The following is a 22393-nucleotide window of genomic DNA, read 5'->3' as shown; positions in this document are numbered from 1 at the left end:
CGCCCGCTCAGACCTCGATGCGGTTCTCGACGGCGGCCAAGCCGATATCCGTGCGGTAGTGGCTGCCCGGCAGTTTGATCGCGGCGATGCGGTCGTAGGCGCGGGCGCGGGCCTCGGAAAGGTCGGCGCCGACGCCGACCACGTTCAGCACCCGCCCGCCCGCGGAGAGCAGGGCGCCGTCTTCGCGCTGCGTGGTGCCCGCGTGCAGCACCGTCGCGTTCTCGTCGGACGCGCCCTCGCCCGCGCCGGAGATCGCGTCGCCGAGACGCGGACGCCCCGGGTAGTTCTCCGCGGCGAGCACCACGGTGATCGCGGAGCCGTCGCGCCAGCGCGGCGGGGCGACCTGCGCCAGCGTGCCGGTGGCGGTGGCGTGCAGCAGCTCGCCGAGCGGGCTTTCCAGCAACGCGAGCACCGCCTGCGTCTCGGGATCGCCGAAGCGGCAATTGAATTCGACCACGGCGGGTCCGGCCGCGCCGATCGCCAGCCCCGCGTAGAGCAGGCCGGAGAAGCCGCTGCCGCGCCGCACCAACTCGGCGGCAACGGGTTTCACCACGTCGTCGACGATCGCGGTGACGGTCTGCGCGGGCAGCCAGGGCAGCGGCGTGTACGCGCCCATGCCGCCGGTATTGGGGCCGGTGTCGCCGTCACCGACGCGCTTGTGGTCCTGCGCGGGCAGTAGCGGAACCACCGTCTCGCCGTCGACCAGGCAGAACAGCGAGACTTCCGGTCCGTCCAAGAACGATTCCAGCAGCACGGGGTGGCCTTGTTCGAGCAGTTCGGCCCCGTGCTCGCGCGCGGCGGAGCGGTCGGCGGTCACCACCACGCCCTTGCCCGCCGCGAGTCCGTCGTCCTTCACCACCCAGGTAGGACCGAAACGGTCCAGCGCGTCGTCCAGCTCGGCCGGGTTGTCCACCACCTCGCTGTGCGCGGTGCGCACGCCCGCGGCGGCCATCACATCCTTGGCGAACGCCTTGGAGCCCTCGATCCGGGCGGCCGCGGCCGACGGGCCGAAGCACGGGAAGCCCGCCACCCGCAGCGCGTCGGCGACGCCGAGCACCAGCGGGACCTCAGGGCCGATCACCACCAGGTCGGCGTCCACCTCGGTGGCCAGCGCGACCACGTCCTCGGCGGCGCACGGGTCGACCGGGCGGACCTGCGCGTGCTGGGCGATCCCGGCGTTGCCGGGGGCGGCGAAGAGCGCGGTCACCGCGGGGTCCCGGCGCAGCGCCAGGACGAGGGCATGTTCACGGGCTCCGGAACCGATGACGAGTACACGCACGGCAGACAGCCTAAACGAGCCGTTCGGCGTCTTCGCCGCTGCCGGTGCGCGCGGAGGGGATGATGAAAGGGGACAACGGATGTGGGGCGTGACACGGCCCACACCGACCACTGTCGTCCTTTCCGGCACGAGCGGGGGCCTGACCACTCGTGCCGCCGGAGCACCCGAAGGAAGTGCTGAGATGGGTCTGATCGACGGACTGATGGGCAACGCCGGCCGGATCGATCCGGGGCAGGCGCAACAGGAGTACGCCAAGCTCCTCGGCAACGGCGAACAGGTCTATGCCGCGTACCTGCTGGTCCGCGACGCGATGCTGTTCACGAACCGCCGCCTGATCCTCATCGACAAACAGGGCGTCACCGGCCGCAAGGTGAGCTACCACAGCGTTCCCTATCGCGCGATCACCCATTTCTCGGTGGAGACCGCAGGAACCTTCGATCTGGACGCGGAGCTGGCCATCTGGATCTCGGGCGGCGACGAGCCGCTGCTGAAGCGGTTCAACCGGCAGGTGGACATCTACGAGGTGCAGGGCATCCTGTCGCATTTCGTCGCGGTGTAGCGCGGGGCGGTCCGGCGCCTGGGCACACGGGCCGGTCTACGCTGCGGGACATGGCTTCCGTCTTCAGCGCGATCATCGCCGGTCAGCTCCCGGGCCGTTTCGTCTGGGAGGACGACGAGTTCGTCGGTTTCCTCACCATCGCCCCGGTCACTCCCGGTCACACCCTCGTGGTGCCCCGCAAGGAGATCGACCACTGGCAGGACATCGACGCCGACACCCTCGCCCGGCTGACCGCCGTCGCACAGAAGATCGGCCAGGCCGTGCGCGCGGCCTGGGACGCGCCGCGCGCCGGTCTGCTGATCGCCGGCCTGGAGGTGCCGCATTTGCACGTCCACGTGTTCCCGGCCTTCTCGCTGGGTGACTTCGACATCTCCGGCGCCGACCCGAACCCGAGTCCGGAGTCCCTGGACGAGGCCCAGGCCAAGATCAAGCAGGCGCTGCGCGACCTCGGCCACGGCGACAACGTCCCAGGCTGATCCGCCTCTCCGGGTATTCAGGCCGTACTGGTCGGGTGGTGCGTAATTTGCGTTCTGGTCCTGCGTTGCGTGCCACGTAGGTTCTGGGCGTACCCGGTGAGTTACCCATGTTCGTACGAGATCAGTCGTCGCCTCGGTTTTGGTAAGGGCCGACCGCTCGTCGCGGTCGACCCTTACCTTTCTCTATCTATCGGTCAGCTCGCGACGTCGTGCAAGGGTGTGTCGACTCCGCCGACCGCGACGGTGGCCAGGGTCTGGCGCGGGGTCCAGTAGATCCGGCCGTGCTCGAAGTCCTGGTAGGTACCCGTGTCCCAGGGGATCTCGTCGGTCGTCGGCCAGCCCAGCGGGCCGCTCTGATAGCCCGAGCGGTTCCAGCGGTCGCGGATCGCGCCGTGCACCCAGCACACGCTGTCGCTCGATTGGCGCCGGTAGAGCGCTCCGCCTTGGAAGCCTTGCACCTCACCCGTCGTCTGGCCGTCCGCCCCGTGCACGACGGTGCGGTCGGTGATCGGGTAGCCGAGCGGGCCTGCCTCCCAACCCAATGCTTCGAACTTTCCCCACAGCGTCTCCGGGATGGCGTGCGCGCCGGTGTCCGGATGCCAATAGATGTATCCGTGCTCGAACTGGGCGAAGCGCCCCGCGCCGTCGGGTGTCGCGATCTCCCCTGCCGTGATCCGCGTACCGAGCCACGGATTCGCCGCCGCGCAATCGTTGATCGCGTTCGGCTCCGATCCGCTCGGCTCGCCGGTGGCGAAGCCGCGCACGTCGTCGGCGAACACGTCCCAGGGGAAATTCGGTCCCACATCGGTGTGCGTGCCGATGCCGAGACACTCGGTGACGTACTTGTGGTCGGAAATGCCCTGGCGCCGCTGGTAGGGCGGTGTGATGACATACGTGTCGAAGCCGTATTTGCGCGCGTCCTGCACCGCGAGCCAGGCCGCGATGCGGATATCGTCGCGGATGCGCAGCCAGTCGTCCCGGCTCCATGCGACGCGGCTGCCCGCGAAGCAGAGGTTGATGGTGAACGAGTTCGCGTCCAGCACCGACCAACTGGAAAGGTCGGTGTCGACCACGTCGACCACCACGCCATCGCGGACGGTGTAGTGGTAGCTCACGCCGTTCGCCGGATTGTTCAGATAGTTGGCCAGGCTTTCGGCGGTTCCGTTGCCTTCCTGGGTATGCAGCAGGAAGTTCTCGACGCGCGCACCGTGGCGGCTGGACGCGGAGTCGCCCATCCGGTCCAATTCGACGTAATCGGGCTTCTGCATTGTTCCCCCTGAGTTCGGATTAGCCTTCGACCATTGGCCGTAGTCGGCGGCGAGGACTTTGTCGACATCCACGACGACGCCGCCGACCCGGTCGGCGTCGATGCGGATCTGATGGAGGTGCGCGGCGGGATGGTCGCCGTTGATCGAGGAATCACCGGACCAGTTGTGTTGCCAGAACCACGTGGCGACGCCGTCCTCTAGCGCCCAGTCGATGCACCGGGCGTTGCCGTACATGCCGGTCCATTCCAGACCGACGACCGATGCCCAGCCCCGGAGAAACGGCGCGATCAGCGAATTCCACTCGTCCAGCGACGGATTCGCGTCAACGGGGGCATACAGCGGGCGGGAATCCGGCCCGCCGGCCGCGCGGTGGTAACCGAGCGCGATCCGCGCGTGGCGCACGCCCGCGTCGTAACCGCCTTTCCAGTCCGACGTCTCCCCCTTGCCGTACTGGTAATTGGTGACTATCTCGAGCCCGATGGCGCGTAATCGGTCGCAGTATTCCCGCCGCAGCGGCTTCGCACCGAAATTCGTGCCAGGACGGGAATCGCTGAAGTAGCCTATGACGCCCGCGTATCCAGCGTCTTTGATCGCTTGCGGCTCGATGAGCGCGGCGGAGAAGTCGATCAGCTCAGTCATCGCGCGCCCCCTTGGTCGTACGAGCCCGCGCAACGGTCGGCGGCAACGCGTTGTATTCGTACATCTGAAGCAACTTTCGGCAGATGGAGAACCCGACAGAGCTAGAGTCACCCGAATGTGCGCGAAGTATGCCGAGATGTCCCGTTTGTGGCCCATCCGGTGTTTGCGCGTGATCTGAACATGCTCGTCACGAGCAATATTTGCGCACACCAGACTACAAACAGACTCGTAGCGGGAAACATGCTCGCCAGTCGGTAATCAGATTTGCCAACTGTTTGCTATCACTCTCGAACTGGTCAGCCGTTTGCGCTGAGCACTCGGGAGCAGGCCAGGATGACGAATTCTTCACCGCAGCCACCGAATTCGAATCGGCGCGTTCGGCGGCAGGTCTTTCGCGGCCACCGCGATCGTTCCCTCTGGCCGCGCCACAGCCCGCAGATCGTCCAACTGGCAGCGCAAGCGGTGCGCCCGGTCCGCCTCGGCTCTCGCCTGCCGCGATCGTGACGCCCTCTCGGAGACTCCCGAAAGCGCCCGGCCCGACCGAATCACGCAGCCGAACTCGAGCCGGAGACGACCGCGACCGCGACCGCGACGAACGGTGTCGGGGCCGCCGATCGAATCGAGCGGCATCCTGCCCGGCAGAGACCTCACGGGTTGCAACCACAGAGGTGCCGAATGGCGTCCCGGTCAGGATTGAACTGACGACCGCTCGCTTACAACATCGAGCACGGCCTCTACCACTGAGCTACAGACGCGCAGCGGCTGCGGAGCCCCCGGTCAGGATTGAACTGACGACCGCTCGCTTACAACATCGAGCACGGCCTCTACCACTGAGCTACAGACGCGCAGTGGCTGCGGAGCCCCCTGTCAGGATTGAACTGACGACCGCTCGCTTACAAGGCGAGTGCTCTACCACTGAGCTAAGGAGGCGGGAAAGCGGTTGTCATCATAGCCCGGTACGCCGTCCGCATCACAACGGAATCCGCGTTCGGCACCGAACGCGACCGTACCGGCCCGACAACCGCTTTCGAGCGAAGCGAGATCGAGCATGTGCCGTTCGCGGCCCAGCTCATAGCCGAGTGGCCGCCGCGTCCGCGACGAAGTCGCGAGCGGCGGTCACTCGGACGGGAGCCGTCAAGGAGCCACGAGCACGCCGTGCCGGAGGCGCGGCAGATCAGACAGAGCCCTGACGAGCCGCGTCGTCCGCGGCCATGGCGTCGCGCAGGCTCTTCGGACGCATGTCGGTCCAGTTCTTCTCCACGTACTCGACGCAGGCGGCGCGGCTGTCCTCACCGAACACGACTCGCCATCCGGCTGGAACCTCTGCGAAGGCCGGCCACAGGGAATGCTGTTCCTCGTCGTTGACCAGGACGAAGAAGCGGCCGTCTTCATCATCGAAGGGGTTGGTGCTCAATTTCACCTCACTGGATACTGGCGCTATGTACGGGATCGCTCCTGGTTCGCACGGTGCCGGGTTGCTTCCAACCTCTGGCGCCGACAGACCCGAGCGTTGTTTCGACACTAGCAAGCAAGACGTTACGCCTGGGCGGTTACCTATGCCCGCACCTCGGCCGACTCGCAATCAGGACGCAAAGAAGTCCAGGAGAATCTTGTTCACCGCCTCCGGCCGCTCCAAATATCCGAAATGCCCGGCGTCCGGTACCTCCTGGTACCGCGCACCCGGAATGACCTCGGCGATCTCCCTGGACAGATACGGCGGAATCATCCGGTCGTCGGCGAATCCGACCGAAAGACATGGCACCCGGATCGCCCGGTAGGCCTGCACCCGGTCGAAATCGTGATCCATCCTGCGCTGGGCGCGAATGCCTGGCGAGACCGGCCCGCCGGTGAACTCGAACAGGTCGAGCCAGTCGCGCGCGGCGTTCGGCTCGGCCATGGTCGCAGGCGAGAGATTCATGACCGCGGTGATCGCCGCCTCGTATTTCGGCGGCAGTGTCACCCCGCCCGCGTCGAGTTCGTGTTCACCGAGCGAGAGCGTCTTCTGGAACTGGTCCAGCCGCCCGTGCCCGGCCATGAACACGGCCTTGCGGACCAGGTCGGGGCGGGCCAGTGCCAACTCCTGCGCCACGCGCGCCCCCATCGAGGTGCCCACCACCAGCGCCGGGCCCTCGTCCAGGAATTCGATCAGGGCGGCGGTGTCGGCGGCCAGCTCGTCGATGGTCATGCCGGAGGCGGCCTCGAAGGACGGCGCGATCCCGCGGTTGTCGAACGTGCACACCCGGTAACCGGCCGCGACCAGGGCCGGAACCTGGTGCAGCTCCCACACCCGGCCGGGACTGCCGGTGCCCATGATCATGACCACCAGCGGCGCGGAGCCCTTGGCGCGGTCACCCTTCACCTGATAGTTGAGGGAAATCCCGTTCACCGTGGCCAGCGGCATGTCGACCCTTTCGTGGAGTTGGTGCTGCGCTCCCCACGGTATAGGGACCAGCGAGGAAGGCACGTCGACCGGGGTGTCCTGGCGGCGCGCGCCGCCATTGCGCCAACGCCCCGGCGGGCGCGCCTCCCAGCGTCGCATACCATTGACTTTTCGCAGGGTAAGAGCGCACGAGCCGGGAGGACTTGACGATGGCCGCGAAGGGCAGCGCCAACGACATTGCGGACGACGATCTGGAACCACTCGCCGATGAAACGGCGCGTCAGGCGCAGCGAGTGGTCGCGGCCTACGCCGAGGACGCGGACGAATGCCGGATGTTGTTGTCTATGTTGGGTATTGGACCGAACGCTCGAGGCGAATAATCTCGTTCTCGACGCCAACGGCGACGTCGACTACACAACTCCAGCGGGATACAGCAACGCGCAAAGGATGCGTGAGTGGACCAGATGAATCCGTCCGACGACTCCGAGCACGCCAGAGACACCTCGACTGCTGACGCCGCGGCGGAAACCACCGGCTCCGGTGCTGGCTCCGGTTTCGTCGTCGTCGCCAACCGGCTCCCGGTCGACCTCGAACGACTGCCCGACGGCAGCACCAGGTGGAAACGCAGCCCGGGCGGTCTGGTGACCGCGCTGGAATCGGTCTTGCGCAACAACAAGGGGGCGTGGGTCGGCTGGGCGGGCGTCCCCAATGTCGACGTGGACCCGATCATCGAGGACGGCCTCGAACTGCATCCGGTCCCGTTGTCGGCCGACGAGGTGGCCGACTACTACGAGGGCTTCTCCAACGGCACGCTGTGGCCGCTGTACCACGACGTCATCGTGCGGCCGGTCTACGACCGCAGGTGGTGGAGCGCCTACGTCACCGTGAACCGGCGCTTCGCCGAGGCCACCGCCAAGGTCGCCGCCGAGGGCGCGACGGTGTGGGTACAGGACTACCAGCTCCAGCTGGTGCCCAAGATGCTGCGCATGCTGCGCCCCGACCTCACCATCGGGTTCTTCCTGCACATCCCGTTCCCGCCGGTCGAGCTGTTCATGCAGATGCCGTGGCGCACGGAGATCGTGGAGGGCCTGCTCGGCGCCGATCTCATCGGCTTCCACCTGCCCGGCGGCGCGCAGAACTTCCTCTATCTGGCGCGCAGGCTGGCCGGTCAGCCGACCTCGCGCGGGTCGGTCGGCGTGCGCTCCAAGCTCGGCGTCGTCCAAGTCGGTTTCCGCACGGTGCGCGTCGGCGCGTTCCCGATCTCCATCGCCTCCGCCGAGCTGGACGAGCACTCCAGGCGCAGATCGGTGCGCGAGCGCGCCGCCAAGATCCGGGCCGAGCTGGGCAACCCGAAGAACATCCTGCTCGGCGTCGACCGGCTGGACTACACCAAGGGCATCGATATCCGCCTCAACGCGCTCGAGGAGCTGCTCGTCGAGGGCCGGATCGACCCCGCCCACACGGTCATGATCCAGCTGGCCACGCCCAGTCGCGAGCGGGTGGAGAGCTACATCCAGATGCGCGGCGACATCGAACGCCAGGTCGGCCGGATCAACGGCGAGTTCGCCCGGGTCGGCTACCCGGTGGTGCACTACCTGCACCGTCCGATCCCGCGCGACGAGCTGGTCGCGTTCTTCGTCGCCGCCGACGTGATGCTGGTGACGCCGCTGCGCGACGGCATGAACCTCGTCGCCAAGGAGTACGTCGCGTGCCACAGCGGGCTCAACGGCGCCTTGGTGCTGAGCGAGTTCACCGGCGCCGCGTCGGAACTGCGGCAGGCGTACCTGTGCAATCCGCACGACCTGGACGACGTGAAGGACGCCATCGTCGCGGCGTTGGAGGACGAGCGCGACGTCAAACGCAGGCGGATGCGCTCGCTGCGCAGGCAGGTGCTGGCGCACGATGTTGATCGCTGGGCGCGGGCCTTCCTCGACGCGCTGGCGCAGGACCAGGTCGCGGGCAGCGCGCTGCTGACCGACGACGATGTCTATCCCGAGGACCGCTGAGTCCGACGTTCACAGGAATCACCCAGCTTCGGTCCAGGAAGTTCGCAGGCGAACAGCGGACGATGAAGCCATGAGTGGCGCCCCCGTGCAGCAGACACCCGCGGCCAGGGTGCTGGTGGTCGACGACGAGCCGATGATCGTCGAACTGCTCGCGGTGAGTCTGCGCTATCAGGGCTTCGAAGTCGACACCGCGGCCGACGGCGCGCAGGCGCTGGACAAGGCGCGCAGCTTCCGTCCGCAGGCGCTGATCGTGGACGTGATGATGCCCGGCATGGACGGCTTCGGCCTGCTGCGCAGGTTGCGGGCCGACGGCATCGACGCGCCCGTGCTGTTCCTGACCGCGCGCGACGACGTGCAGGACAAGATCACCGGCCTCACCCTCGGTGCCGACGACTACGTCACCAAGCCGTTCAGCCTGGAGGAAGTGGTGGCCCGGCTGCGGGTGATCCTGCGCCGCGCCGGGCACGCCGCGCCGCAGCGGGAAAGCTCGCGCCTCCGTTTCGAGGACATCGAACTCGACGACGACACCCACGAGGTGTGGAAGGCGGGCGAGCCGGTGGCGCTGTCGCCCACCGAGTTCACACTGCTGCGCTACTTCATGGTCAACGCGGGCACCGTGCTGAGCAAACCGCGCATCCTCGACCACGTCTGGCGCTACGACTTCGGCGGCGAGGTCGGCGTCGTGGAAACCTACGTCTCCTACCTGCGCAAGAAGGTCGACACCGGCGATACCCGGCTGATCCACACGCTGCGCGGCGTCGGCTACGTGATGCGCGCGCCCCACCGCAAGAGCGGTTCATGAGCCGGGGCCGGATCGTCGGCGCGCGCGCGAAGGTTTCCGGCTGGCTGTCCGCCGTTCCGCTGCGCGTGACGCTGATGGTTCTGCTGGTGCTCACGGCGGGGCTCGGCTTGCTCGTCTCCGGCATGGTGGTCACTTCGGCCCTGGAACAGCAGCTGACCGCCCGTACCGACCAGCAGTTGCGCGGAGGCGCGATGGAATGGTCCCGGCGTGGGCCGCCGCCACCGGTGCTGCCACCCGACCCACGCCACGCCCCGAGCCAGTTCTGGGTGCGTTCGATACGCACCGACGGGCGCGCGTTCCTCATCCCGGCGTTCGCCGTCGACGCGGAGCCGGTGCTGCCTGCCACGCCGCCGACGGGCCCGTACACCGTCGACTCCGCGAACGGAGGAGCGATCCGGTGGCGGGTGCTGACGCTGCGCACACCGGAGGGCACGACGACAGTGGCGCTGCCGCTCACGCAGAACACCGACACGGTGCACCGGCTCGTGGTGCTGGAGCTGATCGTCGGGGCGGTCGTCCTGGCCGTGCTGGCGGTGCTCGCGTACTTCATGGTGCGGCGCAGCTTGCGGCCGCTACGCCGAGTGGAGAGCACCGCCGCGGCCATCGCCCAAGGCGACCTGCACCGCCGGGTGCCGGTGCGCGACACCAACACCGAGGTCGACCGGCTGTCCAGATCGCTGAACGGGATGCTGACGCAGATCCAGCGCGCGTTCACCGCGACCGCCGCGTCCGAGGAGGCGGCCCGCCGGTCCGAGGACCGCATGCGCCGTTTCATCGCCGACGCCAGTCACGAGTTGCGCACCCCGTTGACGACGATCCGCGGGTTCGCGGAGCTGTATCGGCAGGGCGCCACCGACGATCCCGCCGCGTTCATGGACCGCATCGAGCGCGAATCCCAGCGGATGGGCGTGCTCGTGGAAGACCTGCTGATGCTCGCGCGGCTGGATGCGCAGCGCCCGCTGGAACTCGGCCCGGTGGACCTGCTCGCCGTCGCCAGCGACGGAGTGCACAACGCGCGCGCCGTGGTCTCCGCCGGGCACGCCGACGGGCCCGTCCGCACCATCGAGCTGCGGATCGAACCGGGCGAGGGGACGCTCGAGGTGATCGGGGACGAGGCGAGGCTGCGCCAGGTACTGAGCAATCTGCTGAACAACGCCCTCACCCACACCGCGCCCGACGCGAAGGTGACGGTATTGCTCACCCCCGGCCCCGACGATGTGCTGCTCGAAGTGGCGGATACCGGTCCAGGACTGACAGCGGAGGACGCCGACCGCGTCTTCGAGCGCTTCTACCGTGCCGACACCTCCCGCGCCCGCAGCAGCGGCGGCACGGGTCTCGGCTTGTCCATCGTGCAAGCGCTGGTGACGGCGCACGGCGGCGAGGTGGGCGTGCGCAGTACGCCCGAGGCCGGGACGACGTTCACGGTGCGGCTGCCGCGCACAGTGTCATCGGAATCGGCCTAGCGAATCCAGCGGACCGGCGTCAGACCGGCGTCACCGCCGACACCAACCAGTGCGAATCGGACTTCGTCAAGGAGACGCGTACCCGGCTGCCCGTGGTGGTGCCCTGCGGGGTGTCCTTGCTCGTCATCACCTGGTTGAGGAACAGCAGGACCTGCGCGTGCGAGCGGTCGGCGGAGATGACGCCGGCCGCCTGGGTGGTCGCAGTGACGGTGAGCTGCTTCTCCTTGGCGCCGGGAGCGATCTGCTTCTCGATCAGCGTCAGGTAGTCGGCGCGGAAGTCGCCGCTGAGGTTGTCGGCGGATTTGCGCAGCTCGGTGTCGACGGTCTGCGGGTTGTAGGTGAACATGGCCTCGAGAGTGCGGCCCGCCGTCGCGACCGCGTCCTTGCGCGATTGCTCGGCCTGCCGGTCATCCCAGTAGCGGTAGCCGTTCACGCCGCCGACGACCGCGGCCGCCGCGACGACCACACCAAGGACCGCTAGCAGGATCTTGGCGCGAATGCCGTTCATACTCATGCTGTGTCCTCTCCGGCATGAACGGGGCCCTGCGTGGTCACGCTCCGCTGCCGCCTCCGGGCCTGACCGTTCATGCTGTGTCCGATTCCGGCATGAACGGAGCCCTGCGTGGTCACGCTCCGCTGCCGCCTCCGGGCCTGACCGTTCATGCCACGAACTCCACGTTGGACACCGACAGCCCCGAATCGCCGCGCGACACGGTGACCCGGAACCGGTAGTACCTGGTCTGCGGCTCGGCCTGGCCCGCGTTGGTCAGCGTCTGCTTGGCGGCGACCAGCACCCGTCCGGAGCGATCGTCGTCGCTTTCCAGCGCGGCCTCGACGATTTCGCCGCTGGAGACCACTTTGGCCTGCTGCACGATGCTGGTGAACGGGTCGACCCGGCCGTCGAACTCGGTCTTGAACTCCCCCGAGGCCAGCGAGAGGATCCGGTCGATGTCCTGCTTGGCCGTATCGGCGCGGATGGTGGTCAGGTTGACGATCGCCTGCCTGGCGGTTCCCACGTATTCGGCTCGGCGCTGGTCACGTTCGTGCGTCGCGTGCATCGCTACAACCGACACGACCGCACCGGCCACGAGCGCCACGACCAGCAAGGCCGCGGCGGCCGCGGCGAGGACACGCGGGACTCCGCGCCGTTTGTTCCCTTCGGGCTCGCCCGGTGTTGCCTCGGAGTCGGGTTCGGCGTCGGTTTTCGTCACGGATACCTTCGCCGCATCGACGCTCGAGTCGTCCGTGACCGGCGCCGAAGCGGACGAGACCTCCGGGTCGGCCGCAAACGAACTCGTACCGCCGTCCGCGACGCCGGTTTCGGTCGCGGCGGCAGGGTCCTTCGCGACCACGGTCCGCACGCCACCGGTCGCGTTCTCCTCGACCGGCGGCCCGGCCGAGCGCACCGCACGCCGTCGCGCGCGGTGACCTTCTCCGTTGCTCTCACTCATCGTTGCTGCTCCTCGAGCATCGCCTGCCAGCTCGACGGTACCGCGCCCGAACCGCCCGGTCCGATATCGCCCTGTCGGTAGGTACGCCCGTCGGTGCCGATGTACACGCCGGTGGCCGGGTCGTACGACCGTGCGGCGGCTGGTGTGCCGCCACCGTAACTCGCGGGTGCGACGACCGGGGGCTCGCTCGCGGGCGCGGCGGCGGGCGCCACCGGACGCGGCGGCCCGAACGGCGGGTTGTCACCGATCGGAACGTACCCCGTGCGGCACAGTTCCGGCGTCGGGGCGCGCACACCGGGCACCTCGGCGCACGGCGTGTTGCGGATGCCGCGCACCGCTTCGGGTGCGTCCTGTGGAACCTTGCAGTACAGGCCCGGCGGCGTGTCCGGGGTGTCGAGCTCGCTCGGCGAACGCCGCTGGTCGGGCGGGAGGAAGCCGGTCGTGCACGCGGGCGGGTCGTTGACCAGCGCCATGAAGTCGACCAGCGCGCCGTATTCCAGCGGACCGCGGACGGCGGTCAGCAGCGCGGCGACAAGCGGCGGATAGACCACCAGGATCTGCTCCAGCCCCGGGTGATACGTGACGGCGACCTGACCGACGCTGACCAGATTCGACAGCAGCAGCGGCAGTGTCGGCCGCAAGTCCTCGAACAGGTTGGTCACCCGCTGCATCGAGGACGGGCCCTCGCGCAGAATTCCACGCAGCGCGGGGTCGTGACCGCGCAACTGGTCGGTGACCGTCGCGAGATCGGCGGTCCAGGAACGGATCGCGGCGTCCGAGCGGGTCTGGGTGTCCAGCAGCGGCCCGATCCGGTCGAGCAGCTGTTTCGTCGGTTCCGCGTTGGCCTGCGCTTCCTGCACCAGCAACGACGCGGAATCGATGAACCGTTGCAGGTCCGGTCCCGCGCCGTTGAACGCGAGGAACGCCTCGTCGATGACCTGTTTCAGCCGGGTGTCCGCGACGCTCGACAGCAGCCGGTCGGCCTGGTCGAGCAGCGCGCCGACCTCTTGCGGCAGCTTCGTGCGCTCCACCGGGATCACGCTGCCGTCGCGCAGGTTTCCGCCCGTGCGGTTCTGCGCGGGCACCAGGTCCACGTATTGCTCGCCGACCGCGGAGACGCTGCGCACCCACGCGTCGACATCCGAGGGAATCTTGTAGTCGCTGGCGATGGACAGCTTCGCGTCCACCCCGACCGGCGTGAGCCGGACCTCCTTCACGACACCGACGTTCGTGCCGCGATAGGCGACGTTGGCCGTCGGGTAGAGACCACCGGTCGCGGCCAGCTGCACGGTGACCTCGTAGCGCCCGATGCCGAACATCGCCGGCAGTTTGACGTAGGTGCCGCCCATGACCACCAGGCCGATCACCGTCAGCACGGAGAAGATGATCAGCTGGGTACGGACGAACCGGGTGAGTGTCACTGTCCCGGACCCCCTTGCGGCGCGGTGTTGCCCGGCATGGGCACGGTCAACCCGGGAATGGCGGGAATGCCGGGGATCGGCGGGAGTCCCGGGATGGTCGGGGCGGGCTGGCTCGCCGCGGGCGGCGGCGCCTGCAACGGGCCCGTGGCCGGGTCGCCGTTCTGCGCTGCCGTGCCGGGCGCGAAGCTGCCGAGCGCGCCTTCCACGCCGCCGAACCGTCCGCCCAGCGGCGTTCCGGTGAGGAAGTTCGAATCCAGCCGCTTGCCGGTGATGTCCACGGTCATGAACAGGTTGAGGTAGTCACCCTTGATCGCGTGGTCCAGGTTCTTCATCGGGAACGGGAAGGTGGCCAGGATCTTCAGCGCCTCGGTCAGATCGCTGCCGGTGTCCGACAGCGACTTCAGCACCGGCACGAGGCTGTGCAGGTTGGCCTTCAAGTCGTCGCCGCTCGCCGCGACGATGCGCCGCACGACGTCGCTCAGCTCGCCCAGCGCGGTGATCGCCCTGGTGATGTTCGCGCGGCGATCGGCCAGCACGGTCAACGCCGGATGGATCTGCTCGATCGCCTCCGCCACCACGTCGCGCTGCTCGGCGAGCTGACCGCCGAGCCGGTCCAGTCCGCTCATCGCGGCGATGATGTCGCCGGTCTGGCGGTCCAGGTTCGTGGTCAGCTCGTTCAGCTGCGGCAGCAGGTCCCTGATGGCGTCCTCCCGCCCGGTGAGCGCGGAATTCAGCTCGTGGGTGATGGTTTCCAATTGCGCGACGCCACCGCCGTTGAGCACCACCGACAGCGAGGACAGCACCTGCTCGGTGGTGGGATAGGTTCCGGCACGCGCGAGCGGGATGACGTCGCCAGCCTTCAACTGGCCTTCGGGGGGCTGATCGGTCGGCTCGGAGAGCTCGAGATGGTTGGAGCCGAGCAGACTGGTCTGCCCGATCTTGGCGACGGCGTTCGCGGGCAGGTGCACGTCCGGGTTCAGCGAGACGGTGACCAGCGCGTGCCAGTCCTCCACCTCGATCTTCGAGACGGTGCCGACCGCGACGTCGTGCACCCGCACCGGCGAATTCCTGGTCAGCGTGGTGACGTTCGGCATCTGGACGCGCACCTCGTAGGAGCCGGGTGCGGTCCCCTCGGTGCCGGGCATGGGCAGCGAATTCAGTCCGTCCCACTGACAGCCCGTGACGCCGAGCGCCACCGCCAGCCCCGCCGCGACGGCGGCGGTGCGGCGCATCCGCCGCCTCGGCATCATCGCCCTCCTCCTGTCAGGCCCGGGATGGCCAGCCCGGCGAGGCCGTCCGGGATGCTCACCGGAGCGGGCTGCGGCTGCGCCGGATTCTGGCTCGCCACCCGCCCGGCCAGGCTGGGATCGGAGTACACCAGCTGGTCGGGGAACGCGGTCACGCCGCTGGCCGGGTTCGTCATGATCGGCACGTAGTTCATGCTCAGGCTGTTGATCACGGGCGCGAGGTATTGCGCGCACAGGTCGGCGCTGCGATCGGAGTCGTTGGTCTCCAGCGCGCGGACCGAGCCGCACAGGAAGCCGAGCGGGTCGGCCGGGTTGTTCAGCGCGATCGCGCCGGTCAGGGTGCCTTGGGCCGGTTTGTAGATCTGGTAGAAGTTCACCAGCGCGGTCGGGCCGGAGTGCAGGACGCGTTCCAATTCCGGTCGCTTGTCGACCAGCACTTGGGTGGCGTCGGCCAGCCGCTGCACGCCCTCGGTGAGTTCCGCTCCGCTGCCCGCGATGAACCGGCGCACGTCGACGATCGCCGCGTCCAGGTTGTCCAGGCCCGCGCCGAGATCCGAGGAGACCCCGGCCAGCACCGAGGACACCGACGCGAGCCTGCCTTCGAACTGCACGATCTGCTCGTTGCTCGCCGACAGCACGTCGACGAACTTCTGCAGGTTGCGCACGGTGCCGAACAGGTCGGTGCGGCCGTCCGACAGCGTGTTCAAGGTGGCCGACAGCTCCCGCAGGGTGTCGCGGAACCGCTGTCCGTTGCCGTCGAGGTTGTTCGCGGCGGTGTCGACGAAGCGGCCGAACGACCCCTGTTTGTCGTCGCCGACCGGGCCGAGCGCGGTGGCCAGCTTGGACAGCTCGGCCTTGATGTCGTCCCATTCGACCGGCACCGCGGTGTGCTCGATCGGGATCACGCTGTTGTCCTTCAATTTCGGACCGCCGGTGTAGGCGGGCGCGATCTGGATGAAACGCGCCGAGACCAGCGAAGGCGAGATGATCACCGCTTTCGGGTCGGCGGGGACGTCGACTCCGCGATTCAGGGTCATGGACACCTTCACCCGATCCGCGCCGGGCTCTATCGCGTCGATGCGGCCGACCTTGACGCCGAGCACCCGCACGTCGTCGCCCGCGTACAGGCCGGATGTGGCGGTGAAATAGGCGGTGACCTTGGTAGTCCCGATCCGGGTTATGCCGTTCCAGGCGACGGCGACCACGAGCGCCGCGACGACCACTCCGGCCAGCACCAACGCCCAGCGAGGTAGTTTCCGTACGATATTCACCGCGGCGGCTCCTGTATCGCGGGTTCGATCGATGGGGACGGCGTGAGGTAGCTCTGCAGATCACTCGGCAGGTGCTGCGGCCACACCAGCGCGTCCACCAGCGGTTGCAGCGTCTTGCTCGCCGCGTTGATCACGTAGGCCTGGAAGTAGGGACCGCTGCCGACCTGCTCACCCAGGGCTGCGGCGAACGGTCCGAGCCCGTCCAGCGCGTCCGCGAGATTCTGCTTGTTGCGCTGCAACAGCGCCAGCACCGAATTCAATTTGTCCAGGGCGGGTTTCAGCTGCGCCTCGTTGTCGGCGACCAGGCCGGAGAGCTGCTGGGCGAGTCCGTTGACGTAGACGATCAGCTGCCCGAGGGCGGTGCGCCGCCGGTCCAGCTCGCCGAGCAGTTCGTTGCCGTCCAGCAGCAGCGCGCTGATCTGGTTGCCCCGGTCGGCGAGGATCTTCGTCACGTTCTGCGCCCGCTTCAGCAAGTCCGTCAGCGCTTGATCGCGCGCGTTGATGCTGCGGGAGAGCGCGGTGACGCCGTCCAGCGCCGAGCGCAACGGCGCGGGCGTGTCGGCGAAGGTCGCCGAGAGCGCGTCGAGGGTTTGGTCGACCCGGTCCAGGTCCAGGTCGTGCACCGTGCCCGCCAGGTCGCTCAGCGCCTCGTTGAGCGAATACGGCGATGTGGTGCGCTCGAGCGGGATGGTGTCGTCGACGCGCAGCGCGCCGGTGCCCGACGGCGTCAGCTCCAGCGACTTGCGGCCGAGCACCGTGTTGGTCTTGATCGCCGCCGAAGTCTTCTCACCGAGCACGATCGACTCCGCGAGAGTGAACCGGACGAGCACTTTCGCGCCGTCCAGGCTGACGTCCTCCACGCGACCGGATCGAACGCCCGCCACTTGGACCGGGTCGCCGGGCAGCAAACCGCCCGCGTCGGCGAAGTAGGCGGTGAACGTCGCGCCGGAACGGATGAACGGCAGCCGGTCGAATTGCAGGGCCGACAGCGCCACCGCCACCGCGAGCACGAGGCCGACGATGCCGATGGTGATGGCGGGTGATCGCTGCTCTTTCATCGGTTGTCCGCACACCTTCCGGTCGTCTGCGCCCCGGGCATGTTGATCTTCATCGTCTGGCCGTTCGGGCCGTCCACCAGGAAGTTCGTCGAGCAGACGTAGAGCTGGAGGAAGGAGCCGTATGAGCCGATGCGGATCAGCTGGCGATAGGTCGACGGCAGCCGGTCCAGCACCCACTGGACCGTGTCCGACCCGGCGTCGAGATTCGTGGCCAGGCGCCCGGTCTGCTCGATGGTGCCCCGCAGATCGGGGCGGGCTTGGGAGAGCAGATCGGTCAGGTCGCCGGTGGCGCCTGCGATGCGCGGGATCGCGTCGCCGATCTGGTCCTTGTCGGCGGCCAATCCGCTGATCAAGCGTTGTAATTCGGCGATCGTGGTGGCGAACTGGTCGCCGCGCTCATCGATGGTTTGCAGGACCGCGTTGAGGTTGTTGATCACGCTGCCGATCAGGGCGTCCCGGTCGGCGAGCGTCTTGGCGAACGAGCCGCCGCTGTTGAGCAGCGACACCAGCGTGCCGCCTTGGCCCTGGAAGATCTGCAGCAGCGCGTTGGTCAGGTCGTTCACCTGGCCGGGGTCGAGTCCGCGCAGCAGCGGCCGGAAACCGCCGAGCAACATGTCCAGATCGAGGGCGGGCGCGGTCTGTTCCTTGGCGATGGTGCCGCCCGGCTGCAAGACGCGGTTGGAGCCGGGGCCCTCCGACAGCTCGAGATAGCGGTCGCCGACCAGGTTCTCGTATTTGATCGCCGCACGAGTGCTGGTGAGCAGCCGGTACTTGCGGTCGACATCGAACTCGACGTGCGCGAGATAGTCCTTGCCGACCTTCACCGACTTGACCGAGCCGACCGGCACGCCCGCGATGCGCACCTTCGCCCCAGGCAGCATGCCGGACGAACTGGTGAACACGGCGTGGTAGCCGTTCTCCCGCGCGAAGCGCATCTGACTGAACACGACCGCCAGGCCTGCGAAGATCAGCGTCATCACCAGGGTGAAGATGGCCAGTTTGACGGTGGTCGCGGTGTTCTTCACGGGCGCGGCACCCCCGGTAGTCCGGCGAACAGGATCTGGAAGATCTTCGGCGGGTTGACACTCAGTGTCGTCGACGGTGTGTACACATGCCCCTCCGAGGTGTCGGTGACGACATAGTCCGAGTGGCTGCCCGGCACCCGGTCCAGGATGCCTCCGCACTGCGGGCCGCCGGTCGCGTTGACCTTGGGCAGATCCTCCGGGTAGGTGTACGGCTTCGCGCCGTACATGAAGCCGGTGTTCAGCGCGACGCCTTCCTGCAGTCCACCGAAGACCGCCTCACCCATCGGCAGCGCCTTGCCCAGGCCGCCGATCAAGCAGTACAGCGCGGGCGCGTACTCGTCGAGCAATCCGGTGGTCGGGCGCAGCAGATCCAGCGCCGTGCCGAGCTGATTCTCGTTGTCGCGCAGGACCGATCCGGTGGTGTCGGCCAAGCCGGTGAGGTTCACCAGCACGTTGTCCAGGCTGTCCTGTTCCTGGGTCAGGGTCTTGCTGGTGACCGTGAAGTTGTCCACGGTGCGCAGCAGGTCGTTCACCGAGTCCGCGTACAGGTCGGTGACCTGGCCGGTCTTCGCCAGATCCTGTTGCAGCGTCGGCAGATACGGGTTTATGTCGCGCAGGTAGGCGTCGCTCTGCTCGAGCAGTTCGCCCAGTTTCTCCCCGCGGCCCTGTAGCGCGGTGCCCAGCGCGGACAACGTCGCGTTCAGCTTCTCCGGCTCGATTTTGGCGAGCACGTCGGACAGGTGCTGGAACAGCGTGTTGAACTCGACGGTCACCCGCTGCGCGGTGACGACCGCGCCAGGTTGCAGCGAAGTGGTCGCCGGCTGCTGCGGGACGATGAAGTTGACGTACTTCGCGCCGAACACCGTGGTGGACCTGATGTCGACGTCCGCGTTGGACGGCACCAGCTTCAGCAGTTCCGGATCGAGGGCCAGCTTCAGCCTGGCGCCCTCGTCGGTGTGGTCGACCGAGGCCACCCGGCCGATCTCAACACCGCGCACCTTCACCTTGGCGTCCGGGTCCAGCACCAGGCCGCTGCGCGGCGCGTCCACCGTCACGGTGGCGGTGGGCGTGAACCCGCCGACGAACATGATCAGCGCGACCGCCATGATCGCGACCAGCGCCAGCACCATCGCCGCTCCGGCCAGTTTCAGGCCGAGCCCACCGCGCAGCGCCCGCACCAGGCGGTTTTCCGTTTGCTTCGATTCCGCCATGTCGCTTATCCGGAGAGATGGAAGTTGCCGGAGGTGCCGTAGATGGCCAGCGAGATCAACAAGGTCACCGTGACCACCGCGACCAGCGAGGTGCGCACCGCGTTGCCCACCGCGACACCCACGCCGACCGGCCCGCCCGCGGCGTTGTAGCCGTAGTAGGTGTGGATCAGCATGACCGCCAGTGCCATGAAGATCGCCTGGGCGAAGGACCAGAGGATGTCGCTCGGGATGAGGAACGTGGAGAAGTAGTGGTCGTAAACGCCCGCCGACTGCCCGTAGATCACCACGGTGGCGAACCGGCTGGCCAGGAACGAGGCGATTACCGCCAGCGCGTAGAGCGGGACGATCGCGATCATCCCGGCCAATACGCGGGTGCCCACCAGGTAGGGCACCGGCCGGATCGCCATCGACTCCAGCGCGTCGATCTCCTCGGCGACCCGCATCGCGCCCAATTGCGCGGTCGAACCGGCCCCGATGGTGGCCGCCAGGCCGATGCCGGAGATCACCGGCGCCGCGATCCTGACATTGATGAACGCCGCGAAGAAGCCGGTCAGCGCCTCGACGCCGATATTGCCCAGCGAACTGTAGCCCTGCACGGCGATGGTGCCGCCCGCGAAGAGGGTCAGGAACCCGACGATCACCACCGTGCCGCCGATCACCGCCAGCGCGCCCGTGCCCATGCTGATCTCGGCGATCAGCCGGATGGTCTCGGTCCGGTAGTGCACCAGCGCCCGTGGAATGGCGCCGAGCGCCTGGGCATAGAAAACGGCATGCTTTCCCACCGAATCGAGCGAGTCCGACATCCGACGCACCCGTCGAACGGTACGGGGGAAGCGGGATTCGATTACGAAGGCCATCGGATCACCGCGCCGTGAACTTGATGCCGACGGCGGTGACCACCACGTTCACGACGAACAAGGCCATAAAAGCGAAGACTACGGTCTGATTCACCGCATCACCGACACTCTTGGGTCCGCCTTTGACATTAAGGCCCAGATAGCAGGCGACCAGTCCGGCGATCAGCCCGAACAATCCGGCTTTCACCTCCGAAATGATCAGCTCGGGCAGATGGGTGAGCAGCGTGATGCCATTGACGAACGCGCCGGGGTTCACGTCCTGCAGAAACACCGAGAACAGAAATCCGCCGACGATGCCGATGGTGCACACCAGGCTGTTGAGCATCAGTGCGACGAACATCGAGGCGAGCACTCGGGGCACCACCAAGCGGTGCACCGGATCGATGCCCAGCACCCGCATGGCGTCGATTTCCTCGCGGATGGTGCGTGCGCCGAGGTCGGCGCAGATCGCGGTCGCGCCCGCCCCCGCGACAATGAGCACGGTGACGATCGGCCCCACCTGGGTGACCGCACCGAACGCCGCACCCGCTCCGCTGAGGTCGGCCGCGCCGATCTCCCGCAACAGAATGTTCAGCGTGAAGCTCACCAGAACGGTGAACGGAATGGCCACCAGCAATGTCGGCACGATCGATACCCGCGCGATGAACCACGACTGGTCGATGAACTCGCGCCATTGAAAGGGTCTGCGCACGCTGGCGCGTGCGACATCGGCGGTGAGTTCGAAGAATCCGCCGACGGCCCGCAACGGCACGGCAAGGACCTCGTTCATCCGCGATCCTCCTTGCTCACCGGCGACACAGCACACGGCGCGAATCTCACCGTGGCCGCACCGCCGGAACGATTAGAACATGTTCACCGTGTTGCCGGTAGCATTTTTCACACATTTGAAGTGCAATTTTTCGAAAGATCGGCATATAAATTTGGAACCGGTGTCAGGGATTGATGATCCCACCTTTGTGAGGTGAGACATAACCCGTCCCTATGTCTACCAAGCACCGATCCCACGATCAACAGTTGGACAGCTGATCAGTTGCGTGCTCGCGGCGGGCCGCCGCGGCTCACCCCAACTCGGTCAGCGAAGAGGCCGAGAAGGTCCGCCCATCGGGGCGATCGGCGAAGTAGCCGCCCAGCGTGTCGGCCAGATCCCGCGGCGACCACTCCCCCGCGGCCGCGTCGAACCGATGCTCGACGACGGGCGCCGCCATGAGCGCCACCATCCCCCCGTAGACGACGAACAGTTGCCCATTGACCGCGTCGGCCGCGGGCGAGGCCAGATAGGCCACGAGCCGGGCCACGTGATCGGGCGACAGCGGATCGGGCTCCCCCTCCGGCGCGGGACTGAACACCGCCTCGGTCATCGCCGTGCGCGCCCGCGGCGCGATCGCGTTGGCGCGCACGCCGTAGCGCGCCAGCGCCCGTGCTGCCGAAAGGGTCAGCGCGGTGATGCCCGCCTTCGCGGCGCCGTAGTTGGCCTGCCCCTCCGGGCCCAGCAAGCCGGCCTCCGAGGAGGTGTTGACCAACCTGCCGTAGACCGGCGCGCCCGCCTGCTTCGACTTGCCGCGCCAGTAGGCGGCGGCATTGCGCGACAGCAGGAAATGGCCGCGCAGGTGCACCGCGAGCACCGCGTCGAAGTCCTCGTCGGACATGTTGAACAGCATCCGGTCGCGGGTGATGCCCGCGTTGTTGACCACGATGTCGACCGAGCCGAACGACTCCTCCGCGGCGCGGATCAGCGCGTCGGCGGTGGCGCGCTCGGCGATGCTGCCCGCGACGAACTCCGCCTTGGCGCCGAGCGCCCGGATCGCGCCGAGCGTGTCGGCGACCGCGTCGGACTCGGCGAGGTCGTTGACCACCACGGACGCGCCGGCTTCGGCCAGCGCGAGCGCTTCGGCCCGCCCAAGTCCGGCGCCGCCGCCGGTCACGATCGCTACTCGGCCCGCCAGGCTCAGATCATTGCTCACGCGGCCGACTCTAGAACGT

General features: G+C 67.9%; 21 protein-coding genes and 2 tRNA genes. 6 read left to right on the top strand and 17 right to left on the bottom strand.

What is annotated here, in order from left to right; translation table 11 throughout:
- Positions 1 to 7: 7 nt before the first annotated feature.
- Positions 8 to 1279, bottom strand: a complete 1272-nt coding sequence (purD, locus tag ABZ824_RS14605; RefSeq protein ID WP_356963647.1) for a phosphoribosylamine--glycine ligase — start codon at positions 1277 to 1279, stop codon at positions 8 to 10.
- A gap of 181 nt (positions 1280 to 1460) precedes the next feature.
- On the opposite strand from purD, the gene ABZ824_RS14600 reads away from it, so the two are divergent.
- Positions 1461 to 1838 (top strand): PH domain-containing protein, encoded by a 378-nt coding sequence (locus ABZ824_RS14600; protein WP_356963646.1) that lies wholly within the window; start codon positions 1461 to 1463, stop codon positions 1836 to 1838.
- A gap of 50 nt (positions 1839 to 1888) precedes the next feature.
- A complete protein-coding gene (locus ABZ824_RS14595) occupies positions 1889 to 2314 on the top strand; it encodes an HIT family protein (protein ID WP_356963645.1) in 426 nt (141 codons plus the stop codon).
- Between the two features lie 194 nt (positions 2315 to 2508).
- Here the strand turns inward: ABZ824_RS14595 and ABZ824_RS14590 are convergent, their stop codons facing one another.
- The 5 genes from ABZ824_RS14590 to ABZ824_RS14570 form a co-directional block, all read right to left on the bottom strand.
- Positions 2509 to 4221 (bottom strand): glycoside hydrolase domain-containing protein, encoded by a 1713-nt coding sequence (locus ABZ824_RS14590; protein WP_356963644.1) that lies wholly within the window; start codon positions 4219 to 4221, stop codon positions 2509 to 2511.
- 677 nt (positions 4222 to 4898) lie between these two features.
- Positions 4899 to 4976, bottom strand: a tRNA-Thr gene (locus ABZ824_RS14585).
- A gap of 103 nt (positions 4977 to 5079) precedes the next feature.
- Positions 5080 to 5151: transfer RNA gene (locus ABZ824_RS14580), tRNA-Thr, on the bottom strand.
- A gap of 244 nt (positions 5152 to 5395) precedes the next feature.
- Complete coding sequence (locus ABZ824_RS14575) at positions 5396 to 5635, bottom strand: MbtH family protein (protein ID WP_067795192.1); 240 nt, start codon at positions 5633 to 5635, stop codon at positions 5396 to 5398.
- 168 nt (positions 5636 to 5803) lie between these two features.
- Entirely contained in the window at positions 5804 to 6622 is an 819-nt protein-coding gene (locus ABZ824_RS14570) for an alpha/beta hydrolase (RefSeq protein ID WP_355077054.1), read from the bottom strand.
- Between the two features lie 188 nt (positions 6623 to 6810).
- Here ABZ824_RS14570 and ABZ824_RS14565 point away from each other — a divergent pair, with 188 nt between their 5' ends.
- The 4 genes from ABZ824_RS14565 (at position 6811) to ABZ824_RS14550 (ending at position 10872) form a co-directional block, all read left to right on the top strand.
- Positions 6811 to 6981, top strand: a complete 171-nt coding sequence (locus tag ABZ824_RS14565; RefSeq protein ID WP_169334155.1) for a hypothetical protein — start codon at positions 6811 to 6813, stop codon at positions 6979 to 6981.
- An 84-nt stretch (positions 6982 to 7065) separates the two neighbouring features.
- Positions 7066 to 8607 (top strand): trehalose-6-phosphate synthase, encoded by a 1542-nt coding sequence (locus ABZ824_RS14560; RefSeq protein WP_356963889.1) that lies wholly within the window; start codon positions 7066 to 7068, stop codon positions 8605 to 8607.
- 70 nt (positions 8608 to 8677) lie between these two features.
- Complete coding sequence (locus ABZ824_RS14555; RefSeq protein WP_356963643.1) at positions 8678 to 9409, top strand: response regulator transcription factor; 732 nt, start codon at positions 8678 to 8680, stop codon at positions 9407 to 9409.
- The gene (locus ABZ824_RS14550) at positions 9406 to 10872 is read left to right on the top strand and encodes a HAMP domain-containing sensor histidine kinase (RefSeq protein ID WP_356963642.1); all 1467 of its coding nucleotides are present in this window, start codon (positions 9406 to 9408) and stop codon (positions 10870 to 10872) included. Before ABZ824_RS14555 ends, ABZ824_RS14550 begins: the two co-directional genes overlap by 4 nt.
- 19 nt (positions 10873 to 10891) lie before the next feature.
- Here ABZ824_RS14550 and ABZ824_RS14545 read toward each other — a convergent pair whose 3' ends face one another.
- The 11 genes from ABZ824_RS14545 to ABZ824_RS14495 all read right to left on the bottom strand — a co-directional run bounded on the left by ABZ824_RS14545 (position 10892) and on the right by ABZ824_RS14495 (position 22374).
- Complete coding sequence (locus ABZ824_RS14545; protein ID WP_355076913.1) at positions 10892 to 11386, bottom strand: h domain protein; 495 nt, start codon at positions 11384 to 11386, stop codon at positions 10892 to 10894.
- A gap of 145 nt (positions 11387 to 11531) precedes the next feature.
- Positions 11532 to 12323, bottom strand: coding sequence for a hypothetical protein (locus ABZ824_RS14540; RefSeq protein ID WP_356963641.1), 792 nt, complete (start codon positions 12321 to 12323; stop codon positions 11532 to 11534).
- Entirely contained in the window at positions 12320 to 13744 is a 1425-nt protein-coding gene (locus tag ABZ824_RS14535; RefSeq protein WP_356963640.1) for an MlaD family protein, read from the bottom strand. The genes ABZ824_RS14540 and ABZ824_RS14535 overlap by 4 nt, the downstream gene beginning before the upstream one ends.
- Positions 13741 to 14994 (bottom strand): MCE family protein, encoded by a 1254-nt coding sequence (locus tag ABZ824_RS14530; protein WP_355076909.1) that lies wholly within the window; start codon positions 14992 to 14994, stop codon positions 13741 to 13743. Before ABZ824_RS14530 ends, ABZ824_RS14535 begins: the two co-directional genes overlap by 4 nt.
- Entirely contained in the window at positions 14991 to 16262 is a 1272-nt protein-coding gene (locus ABZ824_RS14525; protein WP_356963639.1) for an MCE family protein, read from the bottom strand. The genes ABZ824_RS14530 and ABZ824_RS14525 overlap by 4 nt, the downstream gene beginning before the upstream one ends.
- On the bottom strand, positions 16259 to 17320 hold the full coding sequence (locus ABZ824_RS14520; RefSeq protein ID WP_355076906.1) for an MCE family protein: 1062 nt from the start codon (positions 17318 to 17320) through the stop codon (positions 16259 to 16261). Before ABZ824_RS14520 ends, ABZ824_RS14525 begins: the two co-directional genes overlap by 4 nt.
- The gene (locus ABZ824_RS14515) at positions 17317 to 18345 is read right to left on the bottom strand and encodes an MCE family protein (RefSeq protein WP_355076905.1); all 1029 of its coding nucleotides are present in this window, start codon (positions 18343 to 18345) and stop codon (positions 17317 to 17319) included. Before ABZ824_RS14515 ends, ABZ824_RS14520 begins: the two co-directional genes overlap by 4 nt.
- Positions 18342 to 19556, bottom strand: coding sequence for an MCE family protein (locus ABZ824_RS14510; protein ID WP_355076903.1), 1215 nt, complete (start codon positions 19554 to 19556; stop codon positions 18342 to 18344). The genes ABZ824_RS14515 and ABZ824_RS14510 overlap by 4 nt, the downstream gene beginning before the upstream one ends.
- A 5-nt stretch (positions 19557 to 19561) precedes the next feature.
- Entirely contained in the window at positions 19562 to 20413 is an 852-nt protein-coding gene (locus ABZ824_RS14505; protein ID WP_355076901.1) for an ABC transporter permease, read from the bottom strand.
- A 4-nt stretch (positions 20414 to 20417) separates the two neighbouring features.
- Entirely contained in the window at positions 20418 to 21182 is a 765-nt protein-coding gene (locus tag ABZ824_RS14500) for an ABC transporter permease (protein ID WP_355076899.1), read from the bottom strand.
- Between the two features lie 289 nt (positions 21183 to 21471).
- Positions 21472 to 22374: a 3-oxoacyl-ACP reductase gene (locus tag ABZ824_RS14495; RefSeq protein ID WP_356963638.1), complete on the bottom strand. Its 903-nt coding sequence runs from the start codon at positions 22372 to 22374 to the stop codon at positions 21472 to 21474.
- Between the last annotated feature and the right edge of the window lie 19 nt (positions 22375 to 22393).

The organism is Nocardia sp. NPDC047038 (assembly GCF_040644075.1).
Lineage (GTDB): Bacteria > Actinomycetota > Actinomycetes > Mycobacteriales > Mycobacteriaceae > Nocardia > Nocardia sichangensis.
Note: the sequence above shows the minus strand (reverse complement) of the source record. Positions and strands in the feature narration are given on the sequence as shown.